The 18,084-nt window shown below is 65.8% G+C and carries 15 protein-coding genes; 7 read left to right on the forward strand and 8 right to left on the reverse strand.

Annotation, left to right across the window (positions count from 1 at the left end):
* From ACCC94_RS11860 to ACCC94_RS11875, 4 genes are all read right to left on the reverse strand, one after another.
* On the reverse strand, nucleotides 1-97 hold a 97-nt coding region (locus tag ACCC94_RS11860; protein WP_413349675.1), incomplete at its 3' end, for a DUF4381 family protein.
* Nucleotides 94-1,038: a DUF58 domain-containing protein gene (locus tag ACCC94_RS11865; protein WP_413349656.1), complete on the reverse strand. Its 945-nt coding sequence runs from the start codon at nucleotides 1,036-1,038 to the stop codon at nucleotides 94-96. The genes ACCC94_RS11865 and ACCC94_RS11860, both read right to left, overlap by 4 nt.
* A gap of 1 nt (nucleotide 1,039) precedes the next feature.
* The gene (locus tag ACCC94_RS11870; RefSeq protein ID WP_045211803.1) at nucleotides 1,040-1,999 is read right to left on the reverse strand and encodes an AAA family ATPase; all 960 of its coding nucleotides are present in this window, start codon (nucleotides 1,997-1,999) and stop codon (nucleotides 1,040-1,042) included.
* Between the two features lie 62 nt (nucleotides 2,000-2,061).
* A complete protein-coding gene (locus ACCC94_RS11875) occupies nucleotides 2,062-2,934 on the reverse strand; it encodes a DUF1353 domain-containing protein (protein ID WP_413349657.1) in 873 nt (290 codons plus the stop codon).
* A gap of 307 nt (nucleotides 2,935-3,241) precedes the next feature.
* On the opposite strand from ACCC94_RS11875, the gene ACCC94_RS11880 reads away from it, so the two are divergent.
* The gene (locus ACCC94_RS11880; RefSeq protein ID WP_413349658.1) at nucleotides 3,242-8,104 is read left to right on the forward strand and encodes an NAD-glutamate dehydrogenase; all 4,863 of its coding nucleotides are present in this window, start codon (nucleotides 3,242-3,244) and stop codon (nucleotides 8,102-8,104) included.
* A gap of 416 nt (nucleotides 8,105-8,520) precedes the next feature.
* On the opposite strand, the gene ACCC94_RS11885 is transcribed toward ACCC94_RS11880, so the two are convergent.
* Complete coding sequence (locus ACCC94_RS11885) at nucleotides 8,521-8,736, reverse strand: hypothetical protein (RefSeq protein ID WP_413349659.1); 216 nt, start codon at nucleotides 8,734-8,736, stop codon at nucleotides 8,521-8,523.
* 197 nt (nucleotides 8,737-8,933) lie between these two features.
* On the opposite strand from ACCC94_RS11885, the gene ACCC94_RS11890 reads away from it, so the two are divergent.
* A complete protein-coding gene (locus ACCC94_RS11890; protein ID WP_413349660.1) occupies nucleotides 8,934-9,464 on the forward strand; it encodes a hypothetical protein in 531 nt (176 codons plus the stop codon).
* Here the strand turns inward: ACCC94_RS11890 and ACCC94_RS11895 are convergent.
* Nucleotides 9,455-9,667 (reverse strand): DNA-binding protein, encoded by a 213-nt coding sequence (locus tag ACCC94_RS11895; protein ID WP_413349661.1) that lies wholly within the window; start codon nucleotides 9,665-9,667, stop codon nucleotides 9,455-9,457. The two genes, ACCC94_RS11890 and ACCC94_RS11895, sit on opposite strands and share 10 nt — an antisense overlap.
* A gap of 122 nt (nucleotides 9,668-9,789) precedes the next feature.
* Between ACCC94_RS11895 and ACCC94_RS11900 the strand changes: the two genes are divergently transcribed.
* On the forward strand, nucleotides 9,790-10,203 hold the full coding sequence (locus tag ACCC94_RS11900) for a helix-turn-helix domain-containing protein (protein WP_413349662.1): 414 nt from the start codon (nucleotides 9,790-9,792) through the stop codon (nucleotides 10,201-10,203).
* 9 nt (nucleotides 10,204-10,212) lie between these two features.
* Here ACCC94_RS11900 and ACCC94_RS11905 read toward each other — a convergent pair whose 3' ends face one another.
* A complete protein-coding gene (locus tag ACCC94_RS11905; RefSeq protein WP_413349663.1) occupies nucleotides 10,213-11,094 on the reverse strand; it encodes a DUF6685 family protein in 882 nt (293 codons plus the stop codon).
* Nucleotides 11,095-11,243: 149 nt separating this feature from the next.
* Between ACCC94_RS11905 and ACCC94_RS11910 the strand changes: the two genes are divergently transcribed.
* Both ACCC94_RS11910 and ACCC94_RS11915 read left to right on the forward strand, forming a co-directional pair.
* Nucleotides 11,244-11,465: a DUF2835 domain-containing protein gene (locus ACCC94_RS11910; RefSeq protein ID WP_413349664.1), complete on the forward strand. Its 222-nt coding sequence runs from the start codon at nucleotides 11,244-11,246 to the stop codon at nucleotides 11,463-11,465.
* Nucleotides 11,466-11,518: 53 nt separating this feature from the next.
* On the forward strand, nucleotides 11,519-12,544 hold the full coding sequence (locus ACCC94_RS11915; RefSeq protein WP_413349665.1) for a quinone-dependent dihydroorotate dehydrogenase: 1,026 nt from the start codon (nucleotides 11,519-11,521) through the stop codon (nucleotides 12,542-12,544).
* Nucleotides 12,545-12,647: 103 nt separating this feature from the next.
* On the opposite strand, the gene rmf is transcribed toward ACCC94_RS11915, so the two are convergent.
* Nucleotides 12,648-12,866, reverse strand: a complete 219-nt coding sequence (gene rmf, locus ACCC94_RS11920; RefSeq protein ID WP_081519407.1) for a ribosome modulation factor — start codon at nucleotides 12,864-12,866, stop codon at nucleotides 12,648-12,650.
* A 481-nt stretch (nucleotides 12,867-13,347) separates the two neighbouring features.
* On the opposite strand from rmf, the gene rlmKL reads away from it, so the two are divergent.
* Together rlmKL and ACCC94_RS11930 are read left to right on the forward strand one after the other, a co-directional pair.
* Nucleotides 13,348-15,534 carry a bifunctional 23S rRNA (guanine(2069)-N(7))-methyltransferase RlmK/23S rRNA (guanine(2445)-N(2))-methyltransferase RlmL gene (gene rlmKL, locus ACCC94_RS11925; RefSeq protein WP_413349666.1) on the forward strand — a complete coding sequence of 729 codons (2,187 nt, stop codon included), beginning with the start codon at nucleotides 13,348-13,350 and terminating at the stop codon, nucleotides 15,532-15,534.
* Between the two features lie 101 nt (nucleotides 15,535-15,635).
* Nucleotides 15,636-18,047, forward strand: coding sequence for a diguanylate cyclase (locus ACCC94_RS11930; protein WP_413349667.1), 2,412 nt, complete (start codon nucleotides 15,636-15,638; stop codon nucleotides 18,045-18,047).
* Nucleotides 18,048-18,084: the final 37 nt, after the last annotated feature.

The following is an 18,084-nucleotide window of genomic DNA, read 5'->3' on the forward strand; positions in this document are numbered from 1 at the left end:
GCACCAGCGCGGCGAGCAGCCACCAGCCCGGCGCCGGCGGCCACCAGGGCACCGCGGCCGGTTCGATCAGCGGTTGCAGCTGGTCGAGGGGATTCATTGGGCGTATCCCGGCTGGTGCTGCTCCAGCAGGTTGCGCAGCTGTTCCACCAGTTCTTCCTGGGTGGTCAGCGGCAACAGCGGCACGCCCAGGCGCAGGGTCAGGCGTTGCCAGCGTTCGCGACGGGCCTCGCCCAGGGCGCGATAGGCCAGGCGCTGTTCGTCGATGTGGGTGTCCAGTTCCAGTTGCGCCGGGCCTTCGGCGAACCTCAGCAGGCCGGCTGCGGGCAGTGCATGGTCGAGCGGGTCCGACACTGGCAGCAGCACCAGGTCGGTATGCCGCGCCAGCAGGGACAGTTGCTGCTCGGCCACGTCACTGAGCGCGCGTTCGTCGCAGATCACCATGATCAGGCTGCCGGGGCGCAGCACCTCGCGGGCGCGGCGCAGGGCCATGCCGAAACCGTCGCCGCTGTGGCTGAGCTGGGAGCCGGCGAGCAGGGCGTTGTTGGCGCGCACTATCAGGTTGAACAGCTGCAGCAGGCTCTGCTTGCTGCGACGCGGCTTGATCTCGTGGCATTCGCTGTCGGTGAAGACCAGGCCGCCGATGCGGTCGTTGTGCGCCAGTGCCGCCCAGCCGATAAAGGCTGCGGCGCGGGCGGCGAGCACGGACTTGAAGCTCAGGCCGGAACCGAAGAACAGCCGCGCGCTCTGCTCCACCAGCACGAACACCGGGCGCTCGCGTTCCTCATGGAACAGCTTGGTATGCGGCTCCTGGGTGCGCGCGGTGACGCGCCAGTCGATGGTCCGCACGTCGTCGCCGGCCTGGTACACGCGCACCTGGTCGAAGTCCACGCCGCGGCCGCGCAGGCGCGAATGGTGCAGGCCGATCAGCGGGCTGCGTCGCGAGGGCGTGGAAAACAGCTGGACTTCGCGCAGGCGGTGACGGATCTCGATCAGCTCGCCGAGCGAGACGGCCACGCCGGGCGCCAGGACGTTGTGCATGTCAGGCGACGGCGACCACGTCGAGGATGCGCTGGACCACCCGGTCCTGGTCGATCCCGGCGGCTTCCGCCTCAAAGGTGAGGATCAGGCGATGGCGCAGCACATCGAAGAGCATCGCCTGGATGTCCTCGGGGCTGACGAAATCGCGCCCGGCCAGCCAGGCGTGGGCCCGCGCGCAGCGGTCCAGGGCGATCGAGCCGCGCGGGCTGGCGCCGTAGGACAGCCACTCGGCCAGCTCGGCGTCGTACTTGGCCGGGGTGCGCGTGGCCATGATCAGTTGCACCAGGTACTCCTCCACGGCGTCGGCCATGTACAGGCCGAGGATTTCGTGGCGGGCGGCGAAGATGGCTTCCTGGGTGACCCGGCGCTCGGGCTTGGTCTCGCCGTGCAGTGCTTCGCCGCGGGCCTGCTGGAGGATGCGGCGCTCCACGGAGGCTTCCGGGTAGCCGATCTTCACGTGCATGAGGAAGCGGTCGAGCTGCGCCTCGGGCAGCGGGTAGGTGCCCTCCTGCTCGATGGGGTTCTGCGTCGCCATCACCAGGAACAGCGGCGGCAGGTCGTAGGTGCTGCGACCGACGCTGACCTGGCGCTCGGCCATGGCTTCGAGCAGGGCGGACTGCACCTTGGCCGGCGCGCGGTTGATTTCGTCGGCCAGCACCAGGTGGTGGAAGATCGGACCCTGCTGGAACACGAAGCTGCCGTTTTCCGGGCGATAGATCTCGGTGCCGGTGATGTCGGCCGGAAGCAGGTCCGGGGTGAACTGGATGCGGTGGAACTCGGCTTCCAGGCCCTCGGCCAGGTCCTTGATCGCCTTGGTCTTGGCCAGGCCCGGTGCGCCTTCCACCAGCAGGTGGCCGTCGGCGATCAGGGCGATGAGCAGCCGCTCGATGAGCTTTTCCTGGCCGAGGATCTGGCTGGAGAGATACTGGCGCAGTGCAAGGAGCGACTCACGATGTTCCATCGCGTGGATTTCCTGGGACTAGGGGTGGGGCTGTCGGGCCGCCTACTTTACTGCATCGGCCATCACTCTTGCAGCGCTGCGCTTCGCGCCTTGTGCGGCGCTGCCGGTTCCCGAACGGTTTCGACGCCGGGCAGTGGCGTCAGGCAACGCAGCGCGGTGTTGGGATTGCGCTGGTGGCGCATGTCGCGGGCGCCGCCGTGGACCACCGCGAAGCGGTAGACCCAGGCCACCAGGCGCGGCATGCCGGCGCGCAGCAGCATGCGGTGGAACAGCTCGTCCGCCTCGGCCTTGGTCACCGGCGCGACGTTGAGGAACTGGTACAGCGCGTCGTGCACCAGGCTCGCATGGTGCGCCACCGGCCAGAACATCACGCGCTCCTTCTGCTGCCCGTGGCGCAGGCACTGCACGCTTTCCAGGTGCTCCCACCAGTCCGGCGTGCCGAGGGTGGCGATCCAGAAGAATGGCACCTTCGGCGAGCAGCCGTCCCAGGCGTAGGTGCGGGTGCAGCCGAAGTCGTAGCCCACGGTGCCGGCGCCGAGGTCCACCTGCGCCGGTCCGGGATTGATGATGATGCGCCCGTCGTGCACCACCAGCCACTCGCTATAGAAGAAGCGACCCTGGAACACCGGGTCCTCGCAGACCAGCGGGAAGTCGATGTAGTTGATCCACGGGCCGTTGCGGTCGCGGCTGCAGAAGCCCCACTCGCGCACCGAGCGCTCCCGTGCGGCTTCGACCCGGCGCAGGCGTTCGTCGCGGCCGACGATGCGCGGCAGCAGCACGCCGAGGTAGACCGGGACCGCGCCGATCAGCAGCGGCCGCACGGCTTCATCGAGGAACAGCCAGGCCAGCGCCAGCAGCGTCGCGCCCAGGAGGGTGACCAGCAGGTTGTCCAGGTGACGCAGCAGCGGGCGGTGCAGGGGCGGGTGGCGTTGCATGGCATCCATTCCAGGGCGGGGATCGCCATGATAGCGCTATGACATTTCCTACGGCAGATGCGGAACGATCGTACTGCGAAATCGCTTGTTGCCAGATGGGGGCACGGCCTGCATGCCGTTGACCGAATATGTCGCAGCTCCGTAAGCCAGCGCCGGGTGACTCCCGATAAGCTCGGCGCATCGGTGACCGCCCGGTCGGGCTGTCAATCGAGGGTCATACTGCCCGGATATATCTGTGGCCCACCTGATGTACGGCGAGAAGCGATCTACGCTCAATCCAACAAAACGAGCCCAGCGGAGTAACAACATGGCGTTCTTCACCGCAGCCAGCAAAGCCGACTTCCAGCAACAACTGAAAGCGGCCCTGGCGCAGCACGTCGACGACAAGGGTCTGCCACAAGTGGCCCTGTTCGCCGAGCAGTTCTTCGGCTTCATCTCCCTCGACGAATTGACCCAGCGCAGGCTGTCCGACCTGGTCGGCTGCACGCTGTCTTCCTGGCGCCTGTTGGAACGCTTCGATCCCGCCCAGCCCATCGTTGCGGTGTACAACCCCGATTACGAAAAGCACGGCTGGCAGTCCACCCACACCGCCGTGCAGGTACTGCACCCGGACCAGCCGTTCCTGGTTGACTCGGTGCGCATGGAGCTGAACCGCCGCGGCTACAGCATCCACACCCTGCAGACCAACGTGCTCAGCGTGCGCCGCAACGCCAAGGGCGAGCTGCTGGAAATCCTGCCCAAGAACAGCACCGGCAAGGATGTGCGCCAGGAATCGCTGATGTACCTGGAGATCGACCGCGTCTCCCAGGCCGGCGAACTGCGCACCCTGGAGAAAGCCCTGCTGGAGGTGCTCGGCGAAGTCCGCCTGGCGGTGGCCGACTTCCCGGCCATGCGCACCAAGGCGGAGGAACTGCTGGCCTGGCTGGGCAAATCCAAGGTCAAGGCCCGCGCGGAAGAAACCGCCGAGGTGCGCGCCTTCCTCGAGTGGCTGCTGGACAACCACTTCACCTTCCTCGGCTATGAAGAATTCACCGTGCAGGAGGAGGCCGACGGCGGCCACCTGGTCTACGACGAAAGCACCTTCCTGGGCCTGACCAAACTGCTGCGAGCAGGCCTGAACAAGGACGACCTGCACATCGAGGACTACGCGGTTGCCTACCTGCGCGAGCCGGTGCTGCTGTCCTTCGCCAAGGCCTCGCAGCCCAGCCGCGTGCACCGCCCGGCTTATCCGGACTACGTGTCGATCCGCGAGATCGACGCCAAGGGCAAGGTCGTCCGCGAGTTCCGCTTCCTCGGCCTCTACACCTCGGCGGTCTATGCCGAGAGCGTGTTCGACATCCCGTTCATCCGCGGCAAGGTCGCCGCCGTGCTGAAGAATTCCGGCTTCGACAGCAAGGCGCACCTGGGCAAGGAGCTGGCGCAGATCCTCGAGGTGCTGCCGCGCGACGACCTGTTCCAGACCCCGGTGGACGAGCTGTACAGCACTGCCATGTCCATCGTGCAGATCCAGGAACGCAACAAGATCCGCCTGTTCCTGCGCAAGGACCCGTACGGCCGCTTCGCCTACTGCCTGGCCTACGTGCCGCGTGACATCTATTCCACCGAAACGCGGATGAAGATCCAGCAGGTGCTGATGGAGCGCCTGAAGGCCAGCGACTGCGAGTTCTGGACCTTCTTCTCCGAATCCACCCTGGCCCGCGTGCAGTTCATCCTGCGCGTCGACCCGAAGAACCGCATCGACGTCGACGCCGCCCAGCTGGAGCAGGAAGCCATCCAGGCCTGCCGCTCCTGGCAGGACGACTACGCCGCGCTGGTGCTGGAGAACTTCGGCGAAGGGCAGGGCAACAACCTGCTGGAAGATTTCCCCAAAGGCTTCCCGGCCGGCTACCGCGAGCGTTTCGCCCCGCACTTCGCGGTGGTGGACCTGCAGCACCTGTCCAGCCTCTCCGACAGCCGCCCGCTGGTGATGAGCTTCTACCAGCCGCTGGCCCAGGGTGAGCAGCAGCTGCACTGCAAGCTGTACCACGCCGATACGCCGCTGGCGCTGTCGGACGTCCTGCCGATCCTGGAGAACCTCGGCCTGCGCGTGCTCGGCGAGTTCCCCTACCGCCTGCGCCACGTCAACGGCCGCGAGTACTGGATCCACGACTTCGCCTTCACCTACGCCGAGGGCCTGGACGTCAATATCCAGGAACTCAACGAGACCCTGCAGGACGCCTTCGTCCACATCGTCAACGGCGATGCGGAGAACGACGCCTTCAACCGCCTGGTGCTGACCGCCGGCCTGCCGTGGCGCGACGTGGCGTTGCTGCGTGCCTATGCCCGCTACCTCAAGCAGATCCGCCTGGGCTTCGACCTGGGCTACATCGCCAGCGCGCTGAACGCCCATGTGGATATCGCCCGCGAACTGGTGCGGCTGTTCAAGACCCGCTTCTACCTGGCCCGCAAACTCACCGCCGAGGACCTGGAAGACAAGCAGCTGAAGCTCGAACAGGCCATCCTCGCGGCGCTGGACAACGTCCAGGTGCTCAACGAGGACCGCATCCTGCGGCGCTACCTCGACCTGATCAAGGCGACCCTGCGCACCAACTTCTACCAGCCGGATTCTGCGGGGCAGAACAAGAGCTACTTCAGCTTCAAGTTCAACCCCAAGGCCATCCCGGAAATCCCGCGGCCGACGCCGAAGTTCGAAATCTTCGTCTACTGCCCGCGGGTGGAAGGCGTGCACCTGCGCTTCGGCGACGTGGCCCGTGGCGGCCTGCGCTGGTCCGACCGCGAGGAGGACTACCGTACCGAGGTGCTGGGCCTGGTGAAGGCGCAGCAGGTGAAGAACGCGGTGATCGTGCCCACCGGCGCCAAGGGCGGCTTCATCCCGCGCCGCCTGCCAATCGGCGGCAGTCGCGACGATATCCAGGCTGAAGCCATCTCCTGCTACCGCATCTTCATCTCCGGCCTGCTGGACATCACCGACAACCTCAAGGAAGGCCAGGTCGTGCCGCCGGCCAACGTGGTGCGCCACGATGCCGACGACCCCTACCTGGTGGTGGCGGCGGACAAGGGCACCGCGACCTTCTCCGACATCGCCAACGGCATTTCCGCCGACTACAACTTCTGGCTGGGTGACGCCTTCGCCTCCGGCGGCTCCGCCGGCTACGACCACAAGGGCATGGGTATCACTGCCCGTGGCGGTTGGGTCTCGGTGCAGCGCCACTTCCGCGAGCGCGGCATCGACGTGCAGAAGGACAGCATCACCGTCATCGGCATCGGCGACATGGCCGGCGACGTGTTCGGCAACGGCCTGCTGATGTCGGACAAGCTGCAGATGGTTGCCGCGTTCAACCACCTGCACATCTTCCTCGACCCGAATCCGGACCCGGCGGCGAGCTTCGCCGAGCGCCAGCGCCTGTTCAACCTGCCGCGTTCCAGCTGGGCCGACTACGACGCCTCGCTGATTTCCGCTGGCGGCGGCATCTTCCTGCGCAGCGCCAAGAGCATCACCCTGACCCCGGAAGTGCGCGCGCGCTTCGACATCGATGCCGAGCGCCTGACCCCGACCGAGCTGATCCACGCGCTGCTCAAGGCGCCGGTGGACCTGCTGTGGAACGGCGGCATCGGCACCTACGTGAAATCCAGCGATGAAACCCATGCCGACGTCGGCGACAAGGCCAACGACGGCCTGCGCGTGGACGGCCGCGACCTGCGGGTGAAAGTGGTGGGCGAGGGCGGCAACCTGGGCATGACGCAGCTGGCGCGGGTGGAATTCGGCCTCAATGGCGGCGCATGCAACACCGACTTCATCGACAACGCCGGTGGTGTGGACTGCTCCGACCACGAGGTGAACATCAAGATCCTGCTCAACGAGGTGGTGACCGCCGGCGACATGACCAGCAAGCAGCGCAACAAGCTGCTGGCGGAAATGACCGACCAGGTGTCCGACCTGGTGCTGGGCAACAACTACAAGCAGACCCAGGCGCTGTCCCTGGCCGAGCGCCGCGCCCGCGAGCGCATCGCCGAGTACAAGCGGCTGATGAGCGACCTGGAGGGCCGCGGCAAGCTGGATCGCGCGCTGGAGTTCCTGCCCACCGACGAGGGCCTCGCCGAGCGTATCGCTGCGGGGCAGGGCCTGACGCGCGCCGAACTGGCCGTGCTGATTTCCTACAGCAAGATCGATCTGAAGGAACAGCTGCTGGGCTCGCTGGTGCCGGACGACGACTACCTGACCCGCGACATGGAGACGGCCTTCCCGCAGACCCTGGTCGATACCTTCGGCCCGGCCATGCGCAAGCACCGCCTGAAGCGCGAGATCGTCAGCACGCAGATCGCCAACGACCTGATCAACCACATGGGCATCACCTTCGTGCAGCGCCTGAAGGAGTCCACCGGCATGACGCCGGCGAACGTGGCGGGCGCCTATGTGATCGTGCGCGATGTCTTCCATCTGCCGCACTGGTTCCGCCAGATCGAGGCACTGGATTACCAGGTGCCGGCGGAAGTGCAGCTGACCCTGATGGATGAGCTGATGCGCCTGGGCCGCCGTGCGACCCGCTGGTTCCTGCGCAGCCGTCGCAATGAGCAGGACGCCGCTCGCGACGTGGCGCACTTCGGTCCGCGCATCGCGGCCCTTGGCCTGAAGCTCAACGAACTGCTCGAAGGCCCGACCCGCGAACTGTGGCAGGCGCGCTACCAGGCCTACGTCGATGCGGGCGTGCCGGAACTGCTGGCGCGCATGGTCGCCGGTACCAGTCACCTCTACACCCTGCTGCCGATCGTCGAGGCGGCGGACGTCACCGGCCGTGACCCGGCCGACGTGGCGCGCGCCTACTTCGCCCTGGGCAGCGAGCTGGAACTGACCTGGTACCTGCAGCAGCTCAGCTCCCTGCCGGTGGAAAACAACTGGCAGGCGCTGGCTCGTGAAGCCTTCCGCGACGACCTGGACTGGCAGCAGCGGGCGATCACCGTCTCCGTGCTGCAGATGCAGGACGGCCCGGCGGAGATCGACGCGCGCGTGGCGCTCTGGCTGGACCAGCACGCACCGATGGTTGCCCGCTGGCGCGCCATGCTGGCTGACCTGCGTGCATCCACCAGCACCGACTACGCCATGTACGCCGTGGCCAGCCGCGAACTGCTCGACCTGGCGCAGAGCAACCAGCAGGGCGCTGGCCCGGTCTGACGCTCAACGCCTTGTAACCTTTTGATGCTCCAGCCCCGCCTCGTGCGGGGCTTTTTTTTGGCGCCACATTTCGGCCGGTGCCGGCATCAGGTCCGATTCACGAACCTAGGATGGCGTGGAGCGCAGCGATACCCATCGCTGGAGGTGCCGGGGGCAGCATGGGTGTTGCCAGTGTTCAGTTGGAGAAAGCGGCAGGGTGCGGTTCGCGAGCAAGCGCGCTCCTACAGCCTCGCCCGAGCGCCGCAGCGCTCTTCGTAGGAGCGAGCTTGCTCGCGAACATCACAATGGGAGCGTCCGAATCAGCAGGGGCGTTGGATTTTGGAGTTCCGGGAAGGAGCGCATTCCGCGCGAGGAATTCGCGGAGAAGCTCCGCTCCTACAGACACGGAGCGGACACAACAGCGACGACCGGCAGGATCAACTCCCGCTCCGCCCATCCTCGCGCGGTTCGGTCAGGGCGCGGCGGTACTTGGCGTACAGCTCATCGGACAGGTTGCTGGCCCCCAGCATCTTCAGCGCGAAGGACTTCACTTGCTCATCGCTGTAAGGCTCTTGCTGCGGCGCACGCTGGCTGGCGCAACCCACCAGCCACAGGGGCAGGCTCAGGGAGAGAAGGGCGAGGGCACGGTTCATGGTTTTCACACGCAGGCTGGTCGGGATGGAGGAAGGCTACCAATCGCTCGAGGCGAGCAGAAATCATCCCGTTCAATAGTGGTTATCGTTTCTGGCGACTTCCGACGCTTATTTCCTGCAGAAAGTTCCCGGCTGGGGCGTTTTACAGCGAATGCGGATATCCTTTCCGGCTGTTTAACCCTATTCAGGACATCCCCATGAAAGCGCAACTCGTCGAACTCCTCACGCTGATCAGCTCCGGCTGCCTGGGGGAGGACGAGATCCAGCAGGTCGCCGACGAGGCCGCGCAGGCATACGCCGATCCGGCGGCCTTCCTCGCCGCCAATCCGGACATCAACTACGACGAGAGCTTCCCCATTCCACTGGGCGAATGGGTGGTGGTGGGCAGCCTGCCGGAAATCGTGCTGTTCATGGGCGATAGCTACGAGGAACTGTTCGGCGAAATCCGCGCCTCCTTCGACCCGAGCGTGAGTTTCGTGCTGCAGGCCAAGCAACTGCGCAAGGCCGAGCCGCTGGCCGCGTTGAACCGCATCCAGACGCAGCTCGGCGCGCTCTACCCGGAAAAGGGCGGCTACGTGCTGGTGGACTTCAGCGAGCCGCTGGACACCGAACTGCAATGCGTACTGGTATACCGCAATGACCTGGAGCGGGTCATGGCGCTTTGCGTGGAAATCGGCATCCCCGCGGTGCCGGCGCTGCAGGCCGCCCAGCAAGCGGATCAGGACTGATCCGGCTGGGTCATCAGCAGCAGGGCGCCCAGGTCCACCAGGACCCGGTCGCCCAACCGACGTGTCGGTATCGCTCCTTGATCGATCCAGCGCTGCACAATCCCTGGTCGATCGTTCAGGCCCACCAGCTGTGCAAAGCGCTGGGGCGTCACGTAATAGCCACCTTCGGCCAGGTCCGGGCTGAATCCGCTTTCCTCGTTCATCTTCTGTCCCGCACCATCCCGTCTGTTTTGTCCATGGCCTCTGCTACGGCCCTGGACAGCGAATTTATCCCAGTTGTTAGGGTGTTTTTCGGGGCTTTGGTGGTCTCGGAGATGGATGACGCATGATGAAGAAACGTTTCCTGTTCACTGCAGGAGAAAGACTACGCGCACTGCGCTCGTTGACCGGCCTCTCGCGCCGCGCCTTCGCCGAGGTGGTAGGCATGAAGGCCAAGGATGTGGAAAACATCGAGTACGGCAATCAGCGCATGCGCGACCTCGACTTCCAGAAGGTCTGCAGCGTTTACCCGGATTTCAGCCGCTGGATCACCTACGAAGGGCCGATCGATCCGGCGGAGGTGAGCTGGAAAGTGGAGGACTCCGCCCAGCGCGCGGCGGTTTACCTGGTCCGGAGCAACCCGCAGCTGCTGGCCACCCTCGGTCTGACGCTGGAAGAATGGCAGGCGCGGCATCACGAGGTGCTGGACAGCCTGGAGGAAGAAGAACGCCAGCTGCGCGAGGGGAGCCCCGAGGAGTGACCGGGACGGTCAGGCGGCCTTGCCGGCGTGGCGCAGGTAGGCGATCACGTCGGCAGCGCCAGCTTCCCGCAACCCCTGGCCGAAGGCGTCCGACTGTGGATGATCCCTGGGCAGCAGCAGGCTTTCCGGGGTCTCCGAGTTGAACAGTCCGAAGCGCGCGTAGGGCATGCCGGTTTCCAGCAGCAGCTCCATGAAGGCCGCGTCGCTCCAGGCCCTGGCCGGCATGGCCAGCATGTGGAAACCGCGCTCCAGTTCATCCAGCACGGAGCTTTGCAGCGCGAAGCGCTGGATGCTGGCCGGCAGGATGATCTCCAGCCCACGGCGGCGGGCATAGACCACCGCGTTGGCCAGTTCGCAGGGATGGTTGTCGTCGTCCCAGAACAGCCGCGCGCCATGCCAGCTCGCGCTGCGCAACTGCACCTGCGCCTTGCGTTCGAAGCCGGGCAGGGCAAGTCCCAGTACCTTGGTGAAGTCGTTGTAGCTGATGATCCGCACCTTGCGGCACTGCTCGCAGTTGGAGAGCTCCTCGAGCCCTGCCAGGGGACTGTCGAGCAGGCTGCGGCAGCACAGGCCATCGATGCTTCGAATGTCGACCGCCGGGGATTCTTCGCGGTAACCCGCGACCAGCCGCTTGAGCACGGCGTGGATGCGTGCCTTGTCTTCCTGTACCGGGCCGGACAGCGCGCCGCGCGGCAGGTCGATCAGACGGTAAAGTGGCGGGCCGGATTGCCAGCCGAGACCGGCGGGCCCCTCGGGCAGGGGTTGGAAGGGCAGGGACAGGCTCCGGCTGCGTTCGGCGACGTTACTCCCGTCCGAGCTGCCGAGGCCCAGGCGCTGGGCGAGGGCGGCCAGCCGACTGGTGACGCTGCGGGGGCGAGGTGGTTGACTCATGGACGACGCAAGACTCCCGATGGCCGGCTGGTCACTGCAGGAAGCGCCGGGCCCGACGCGCGGCGAATTGCCCTAAGCATAGAAAACCCTGGCGCCCTTGGGCGCATGCGTTGTGGCAAAATTCTTTCCTTCACTTGCTGGGGGCCTCCATGGCTTGCGTTGTGCTGGATATTTCCCTGCCGCCCGACCGGCTGCAGGCGCTCTATCGCGGGCATGCCAACCGGGTCGAGGTGGTCAGCCGCGATGGCCGGCGGGTCAATCTGCCGGCGCACCACCTGCGTCCATTCGTCACTCACTCGGGAGTTCACGGCAGCTTCGAGCTGGAATTCGACGATTCCGGGCGGCTGCTGGCGCTGCGTCGCCTCGCCTGAGCGAGGGCGGGCTGGCTATAATAGCGCCCCATTTTGCCGACCGATGCCCGACCATGTACAGCCTGGCCCGCGAGCTCCTGTTCAAGCTCTCCCCGGAAACCTCCCATGAATTGTCCATCGACCTGATCGGCGCCGGTGGCCGCCTGGGCCTCAACGGCTTGCTGACGCCGTCGCCAAGAAGCCTGCCAGTAAAGGTCATGGGCCTGGAATTCGCCAACCCGGTGGGGCTGGCCGCCGGTCTGGACAAGAACGGGGACGCCATCGACGGCTTCGCCCAACTGGGCTTCGGATTCGTCGAGATCGGCACCGTCACCCCGCGTCCGCAGCCGGGCAACCCCAAGCCGCGCATCTTCCGCCTGCCGCAAGCGACCGCGATCATCAACCGCATGGGCTTCAACAACCACGGCGTCGATCACCTGATCGAGCGGGTCAAGGCCGCGAAGTACAAAGGCGTGCTGGGCATCAACATCGGCAAGAACTTCGATACCCCGGTCGAGCGCGCGGTGGACGACTACCTGATCTGCCTGGACAAGGTCTATGCCCACGCCAGCTACGTCACGGTCAACGTCAGCTCGCCGAACACCCCCGGCCTGCGCAGCCTGCAGTTCGGCGATTCGCTCAAGCAACTGCTCGAAGCGCTGCGTCTGCGCCAGGAATACCTGGCGGTACAGCACGGCCGGCGCGTGCCGCTGGCGATCAAGATCGCTCCGGACATGAGTGATGAGGAGACCGCGATGGTCGCCGCCGCGCTGATCGAGTCGGGCATGGACGCGGTGATTGCCACCAACACCACCCTGGGGCGCGAAGGCGTCGAGCACCTGCCGTTCGGCAACGAGGCTGGTGGCCTTTCGGGCGCTCCGGTGCGCGAGAAGAGTACCCATATCGTCAAGGTGCTGGCGGGTGAGCTGGGCGGCCGCCTGCCGATCATCGCTGCCGGCGGCATCACCGAAGGCGCGCATGCAGCGGAGAAGATCGCCGCGGGTGCGAGCCTCGTGCAGATCTATTCGGGATTCATCTACAAGGGCCCGGCGCTGATCCGCGAAGCGGTGGACGCCATTGCGGCGGCCAAGCGGGCGTAAGTACAAGTAGCAGAAATGAGTAGGGCTCCTTTCGGAGCCCTTGGGCTTGCGCCCTTTTCCGCCCGGATGGGGCGGCTTGGGGAAGTCGGGGGTGACCCTGGATTCAGCCTGTTGCGTGCTGCAATTGGTTCACTCGTTGAATACCGGCGGCGCCGGTCAAACCATCCCAGTTGTCGCCGCGGCCCTCACGCCAGCCGTTGAGCCAGGATTGCCGGGTAGTGGGATGGGTAAACGGACAGAGGTCGCGAGATTTTCCAGTAATGCCGTGCTGATAACCACGCAAAAAGGCTCTTTCCAACGGATCACGCTTAAGTCTTCTCATAGGGTGTAGCCCTCACTTGTTGACTGTTATGTCCCGTTGGCCCCCCAGGGAGGCCGGGCGGAAGTTTCCGCCAATGGGGCGCATTGCCGGCGTGACGCGCCCCGCCCGACACCGTTGCGGTGAAGGATTACCCCGAGTTCTATCGAAAGGTTCCGGGGCTGTGAATGACCAATTTGTCATAAGGACGTAACTCTTATGGGTTTGGGCCATAAGGTTCGTTCGGTTTGCAAAGTGCCAGTACGGCATAACCCGCCAGGGGCGGGAGCTTGCCGAGGATCAAGGGGAAAGTGTGTCTAATTGAGACTTCCTCTTGTTCCGACGAGTGGGGTGACTTCTGCGGCGCGAGGTCGCAGGCCGGATCGCCGGCTCACCCCGGAAAATGAATACACGGGTCATCTTCGCGTTCAGGCAATGAACAAAAGGTGGCCGACAAGGCCGTAAGCGGCTTTGCTGAAAGGGCTGCGGCCCGGGAACTACTTGCATGGCGGATTTGCACGATCTCTTCCTCACCTGCCCGAAAGGGCTCGATGGCCTGTTGCTGGATGAGGCCCAGGCGCTCGGGCTGACCGAGGCGCGCGCCCAGGTTTCGGCCATCCGTGGCAAGGGCGACCTGGAAACGGCCTACCGCCTGTGCCTCTGGTCGCGGCTGGCCAACCGGGTGCTGCTGGTGCTGTCGCGCTTCCCGGTGAGCAATGCCGAAGACCTGTATCTGGGCGTCAATGCCGTTTCCTGGGGCGATCACCTGGAGGCGACCGGCAGCCTCGCCGTGGAGTTCAGCGGCAAGGGCTCGGGCATCGACAACACCCACTTCGGCGCGCTGAAGGTGAAGGACGCGATTGTCGACAACCTGCGCGCCGAGTTCGGCCAGCGACCGACGGTGGACAAGGTCAACCCGGACATCCGCGTGCACCTGCACCTGGATCGCGGGCAGGCCGTGCTGTCGCTGGACCTGTCCGGCCACAGCCTGCACCAGCGCGGCTATCGTCTGCAGCAGGGCGCTGCGCCGCTGAAGGAAAACCTGGCCGCCGCCGTACTGATCCGCGCCGGTTGGCCGAAGATCGCCGCAGAAGGCGGTGCACTGTCCGACCCCATGTGCGGTGTCGGCACCTTCCTGATCGAAGCTGGCCTCATGGCCGCCGACGTCGCGCCGAACCTCAAGCGTGAGCGCTGGGGCTTCAGCAACTGGCTGGGCCATGTGCCGGCGATCTGGAAGAAGCTGATCGAGGAAGCCCAGCAGCGCGCCGAAGTCGGCCTGGCGAAGACGCCGTTGTGGATTCGCGGCTACGAAGCCGACCCGCGGCTGATCCAGCCCGCGCGCAACAACATCGAGCGTTCGGGGCTCGCCGAATGGGTGAAGATCTACCAGGGCGAGCTGGCGACCTTCGAGCCGCGTCCGGACAAGGGCCAGAAGGGCCTGATCATCTGCAACCCGCCCTATGGCGAGCGCCTGGGTGACGAAGCCAGCCTGCTGTATCTCTACCAGCACCTGGGCGAACGCCTGCGCCAGAGCTGCCTGGGCTGGAGCGCCGGCGTATTCACCGGTGCGCCGGAGCTGGGCAAGCGCATGGGAATCCGCAGCCACAAGCAATACGCTTTCTTCAACGGCGCGTTGCCCTGCAAGCTGATCATGCTGGATATCGATCCGCGCCAGTTTGTCACCGGCGACCGTGGCGAGCGCAGCGAATCGTCTGCGACGCAGCAGGGCTCGGCGGTGATCGAGCAGGCGCGCCTGAGCGAAGGCGGGCAGATGTTCGCCAACCGCCTGCAGAAGAACATCAAGGCGCTCGGCAAGTGGGCGCGCAAGGAAAAGATCGAGTGCTACCGGGTGTATGACGCCGACATGCCCGAGTACGCCCTCGCGGTTGACCTTTATGGCGATTGGGCGCACGTGCAGGAGTATGCCGCGCCCAAGTCCATCGACCCGGAGAAGGCCCAGACCCGCCTGCTCGACGCGCTCGCCGCGCTGCCGCAAGCGCTGGGCATTCCCACCGAGCGCATCGTCATCAAGCGCCGCGAGCGCCAGACCGGCAAGAAGCAGTACGAGCGGCAGAGCGCCGAAGGCCGCTTCATGGAGGTCCAGGAGGGCGGCGTGAAGCTGCTGGTCAACCTGACCGACTACCTCGATACCGGCCTGTTCCTCGACCACCGCCCGATCCGCCTGCGCATCCAGCGCGAGGCTGCCGGCAAGCGTTTCCTCAACCTGTTCTGCTACACCGCCACGGCCACCGTGCACGCCGCCAAAGGCGATGCGCGCAGCACCACCAGCGTCGACCTGTCGAAGACCTACCTGGACTGGGCGCGGCGCAACCTCTCGCTCAACGGCTTCTCCGACAAGCAGCGCCTGGTGCAGAGCGATGTGATGGAATGGCTGCGCGAAGACCGCGGCGAATACGACCTGGTGTTCATCGACCCGCCGACCTTCTCCAACTCCAAGCGCATGGAAGGCGTATTCGATGTGCAACGTGACCATGTCGAGCTGATCGACCTGGCCATGGCGCGCCTGGCCAAGGGCGGGGTGCTGTACTTCTCCAACAACTTCCGCAAGTTCGAACTGGATGAAGGGTTGACCGCGCGTTACCAGGTCGAGGAAATCAGCGCCCAGACGCTGGACCAGGACTTCGCCCGCAACAGCAGGATTCACCGCGCCTGGCGCATCACCGTCCGCTGACGTACGAGTGGCGCGCGGCCCGGGCCGTGCGTCGCGTCAACGCTGGGCAAATGGCCATCGGCTGCTATAAGAACTGAGTACTCCTGGGATCGGGAATCCTCATGACTCAGTTGCCGGCCTACGAGCAGTTGCCCGCCGCTCAGGGAGTCTCCAGCCAGAAGAAGGCGTTGCGCGCCGCCGGCGTCGTGCTGGTGGCGGGCCTGCTGCTGACGGCGCTGCTGGGGTGGAATGCGTGGCGCAACGCCCGCACGGCCCTGGAGCAGCAGTTCGTGCTCACCGCCAATGAGCGCATCGACCGGGTCCGCGAGCGGCTGTCGACACAGCTGAGCGAGCTGCAATCGATCCAGCGCTTTTTCGAGAATTCCCAGGATGTTTCCCGCGAGGAGTTCGAGCATTTCGTCAGCCCATTGCTCGGCGATACGCTGGGCTATGCCTGGCTGCCGCGCGTCGACCAGCAGCAGCGCGAGGCCTTCGAGAACCGCGCCCACGATGCCGGCATGCTCGATTACATGCTCTTCGAGCTCGACCTGCAGGGTCGGCCGACGCCGGCGCAGGTCCGCGAGCGCTACTTTCCAGTCCTCTACGGCGCCTCTGAATACCTGGAGGAAATGCCGCTGGGGCTGGACCTCAATTCCACGCTGCCCGGCCGCGAGCTGACCCAGCGGGTGATCGGGACACGCTCGGTGGCCGCCTCCATGCCGGTCGTCCTGCCCGGCGCGCCGCCGGCCGATTCCACCGGTCTGCTGCTGGCGGCACCGCTCTATCGCGACAGCACGGCGCCCAGCCCGACGACCGAGACCCGCTCCGGTATCCGCGGCATCCTGCTGGCGGCGATCAGCTACCGCCTGCTCATCGAGCAAGGCTCCGAAGCCAGTGGCGAGCAACTGGCATTGACGCTGCGCGATGCCGGCGACCCCCGTCCGGACGTGCCGCTTTACCGCAGCCCGGTGGCGGCCGACCAGACGGCAGGGCTGGTCTCCGAACGTCACCTGCCGTTCGCCGGCCGCGACTATCTGGTACGCGTCGAGCCGTCGAGCGACTTTCTGCGGCGCAACCAGGGCCACCCGCAATGGTGGGTGGTGTTCGCCGGCGGCCTGACCTCGCTGCTGCTGGCCGGTTACGTGCTGACCCTGCTCGGCCAGCGCCAGCGAGCCCTGCAACTGGTGGCCGAGCGCACCGCGGAGCTGCGAGCGAACCAGCTGGAGCTGCAGGAGAACCAGGCGCGCCTGCACTTCGCCATGGACAGCGCCGGCCATGGCGTCTGGGACTGGAGCCTGGATACCGGCAACGTCTTCTACTCCCACGCCTGGAAAGCCATGCTCGGCTACCGCGACAGCGAGGTCGGCGCGACCACCGACGAGTGCCTGAGCAGGGTCCATCCGGACGACAAAAAGGCGCGCTGCGAGTCGCTGTGCCGCCACCTTCGCGGCGAGACTTCGCTGTACCAGAGCGAGCACCGGCTGCGCTGCAAGAGTGGCCGCTGGCTCTGGGTGCTGGACCGCGGCCAGGTGGTGGAGCGCGGCAGCGATGGCTCGCCGCGGCGCATGATCGGCACCCAGACCGATATCAGTTCGCGCAAGGCCGCCGAACTGGAGCTGGGCGAGGTGAACAGCCGACTGCACGGCCTGCTCGATGCAGCAACCCAGGTGGCCATCGTTTCCACCGACCTGCGCGGCTTCGTGCGCAGCTTCAATGTGGGGGCCGAGCGGATGTTCGGCTACAGCGCCCAGGAGGTGATCGGGCGACCGGTGCCGGAGAACGTGTTCCTCAAGGATGAGATCCGCCGTCGCGGCCAGGACCTTTCAAGCGTGCTGGGACGTGAGATACGCGGGTTCGAAGTAGTCGGCGCACTGGTTGGGGAAGGCCACGAAGAGCATGAATGGACCTGCATCCGGCGTGATGGCCGGCAATTGAAGATCAACCTGATCATTACTGGTGTCCGTGATTCCGCCGGCAATACCACCGGCTACCTGGGCATCGCCACCGACATCACCCGACGCAAGGAAGCGGAGCTGGAGCTGCGGCGCCTGTCGGTCACCGATGCGCTCACCGGTATCCATAACCGTCGCTACTTCAAGGAGCAGCTGGACCAGGCCATGGCTCGCTGCGCCCGCAGCGGCGAGCCGTTGTCACTGGTGATGTTCGACATCGACCATTTCAAGGACATCAACGACCGCTTCGGCCACGAGGCGGGCGATATCGTGCTGGTCACCCTGTGCCAGCGCATTGCGCAGCGCCTGCGCAAGATAGACGTGTTCTGCCGCCTCGGCGGTGAGGAGCTGGTCGTTCTTTGCCCGGGCAGCACGACGGATCAGGCCTGGCAACTGGCCGAGGCGTTATGGCAGGCCTTGCGCAGCCAGCCGATGGAGGGCGTGGGTGTGGTCACGGCGAGTTTCGGCGTGGCTTCCTGGAGCCCCGGTGAAAGCGCCGACGACCTGATGCGCAAGGTGGATCGCGCGGTCTATCGCGCCAAGCGGCTGGGCCGGGACCGCCTGGAGAGGGTCGAAGCCTGATATGAAAACCCCGGCCAGTCGGCCGGGGTTCGTGTGG

Origin of the sequence: Pseudomonas sp. Pseusp97 (assembly GCF_047304025.1) — a bacterium.
Classification (GTDB): domain Bacteria; phylum Pseudomonadota; class Gammaproteobacteria; order Pseudomonadales; family Pseudomonadaceae; genus Pseudomonas.

Excerpts from the sequence above, each read along its gene's own strand:
- ACCC94_RS11930 (WP_413349667.1), top strand. The coding sequence starts at position 15,636 with ATGACTCAGTTGCCGGCCTACGAGCAGTTGCCCGCCGCTCAGGGAGTC.
- ACCC94_RS11885 (WP_413349659.1), bottom strand. The coding sequence starts at position 8,736 with ATGAACCGTGCCCTCGCCCTTCTCTCCCTGAGCCTGCCCCTGTGGCTG.
- ACCC94_RS11905 (WP_413349663.1), bottom strand. The coding sequence starts at position 11,094 with ATGAGTCAACCACCTCGCCCCCGCAGCGTCACCAGTCGGCTGGCCGCC.
- ACCC94_RS11880 (WP_413349658.1), top strand. The coding sequence starts at position 3,242 with ATGGCGTTCTTCACCGCAGCCAGCAAAGCCGACTTCCAGCAACAACTG.
- ACCC94_RS11895 (WP_413349661.1), bottom strand. The coding sequence starts at position 9,667 with ATGAACGAGGAAAGCGGATTCAGCCCGGACCTGGCCGAAGGTGGCTAT.
- rmf (WP_081519407.1), bottom strand. The coding sequence starts at position 12,866 with ATGAGAAGACTTAAGCGTGATCCGTTGGAAAGAGCCTTTTTGCGTGGT.
- ACCC94_RS11915 (WP_413349665.1), top strand. The coding sequence starts at position 11,519 with ATGTACAGCCTGGCCCGCGAGCTCCTGTTCAAGCTCTCCCCGGAAACC.
- ACCC94_RS11910 (WP_413349664.1), top strand. The coding sequence starts at position 11,244 with ATGGCTTGCGTTGTGCTGGATATTTCCCTGCCGCCCGACCGGCTGCAG.
- ACCC94_RS11865 (WP_413349656.1), bottom strand. The coding sequence starts at position 1,038 with ATGCACAACGTCCTGGCGCCCGGCGTGGCCGTCTCGCTCGGCGAGCTG.
- ACCC94_RS11890 (WP_413349660.1), top strand. The coding sequence starts at position 8,934 with ATGAAAGCGCAACTCGTCGAACTCCTCACGCTGATCAGCTCCGGCTGC.
- ACCC94_RS11870 (WP_045211803.1), bottom strand. The coding sequence starts at position 1,999 with ATGGAACATCGTGAGTCGCTCCTTGCACTGCGCCAGTATCTCTCCAGC.
- ACCC94_RS11875 (WP_413349657.1), bottom strand. The coding sequence starts at position 2,934 with ATGCAACGCCACCCGCCCCTGCACCGCCCGCTGCTGCGTCACCTGGAC.
- ACCC94_RS11900 (WP_413349662.1), top strand. The coding sequence starts at position 9,790 with ATGATGAAGAAACGTTTCCTGTTCACTGCAGGAGAAAGACTACGCGCA.
- rlmKL (WP_413349666.1), top strand. The coding sequence starts at position 13,348 with ATGGCGGATTTGCACGATCTCTTCCTCACCTGCCCGAAAGGGCTCGAT.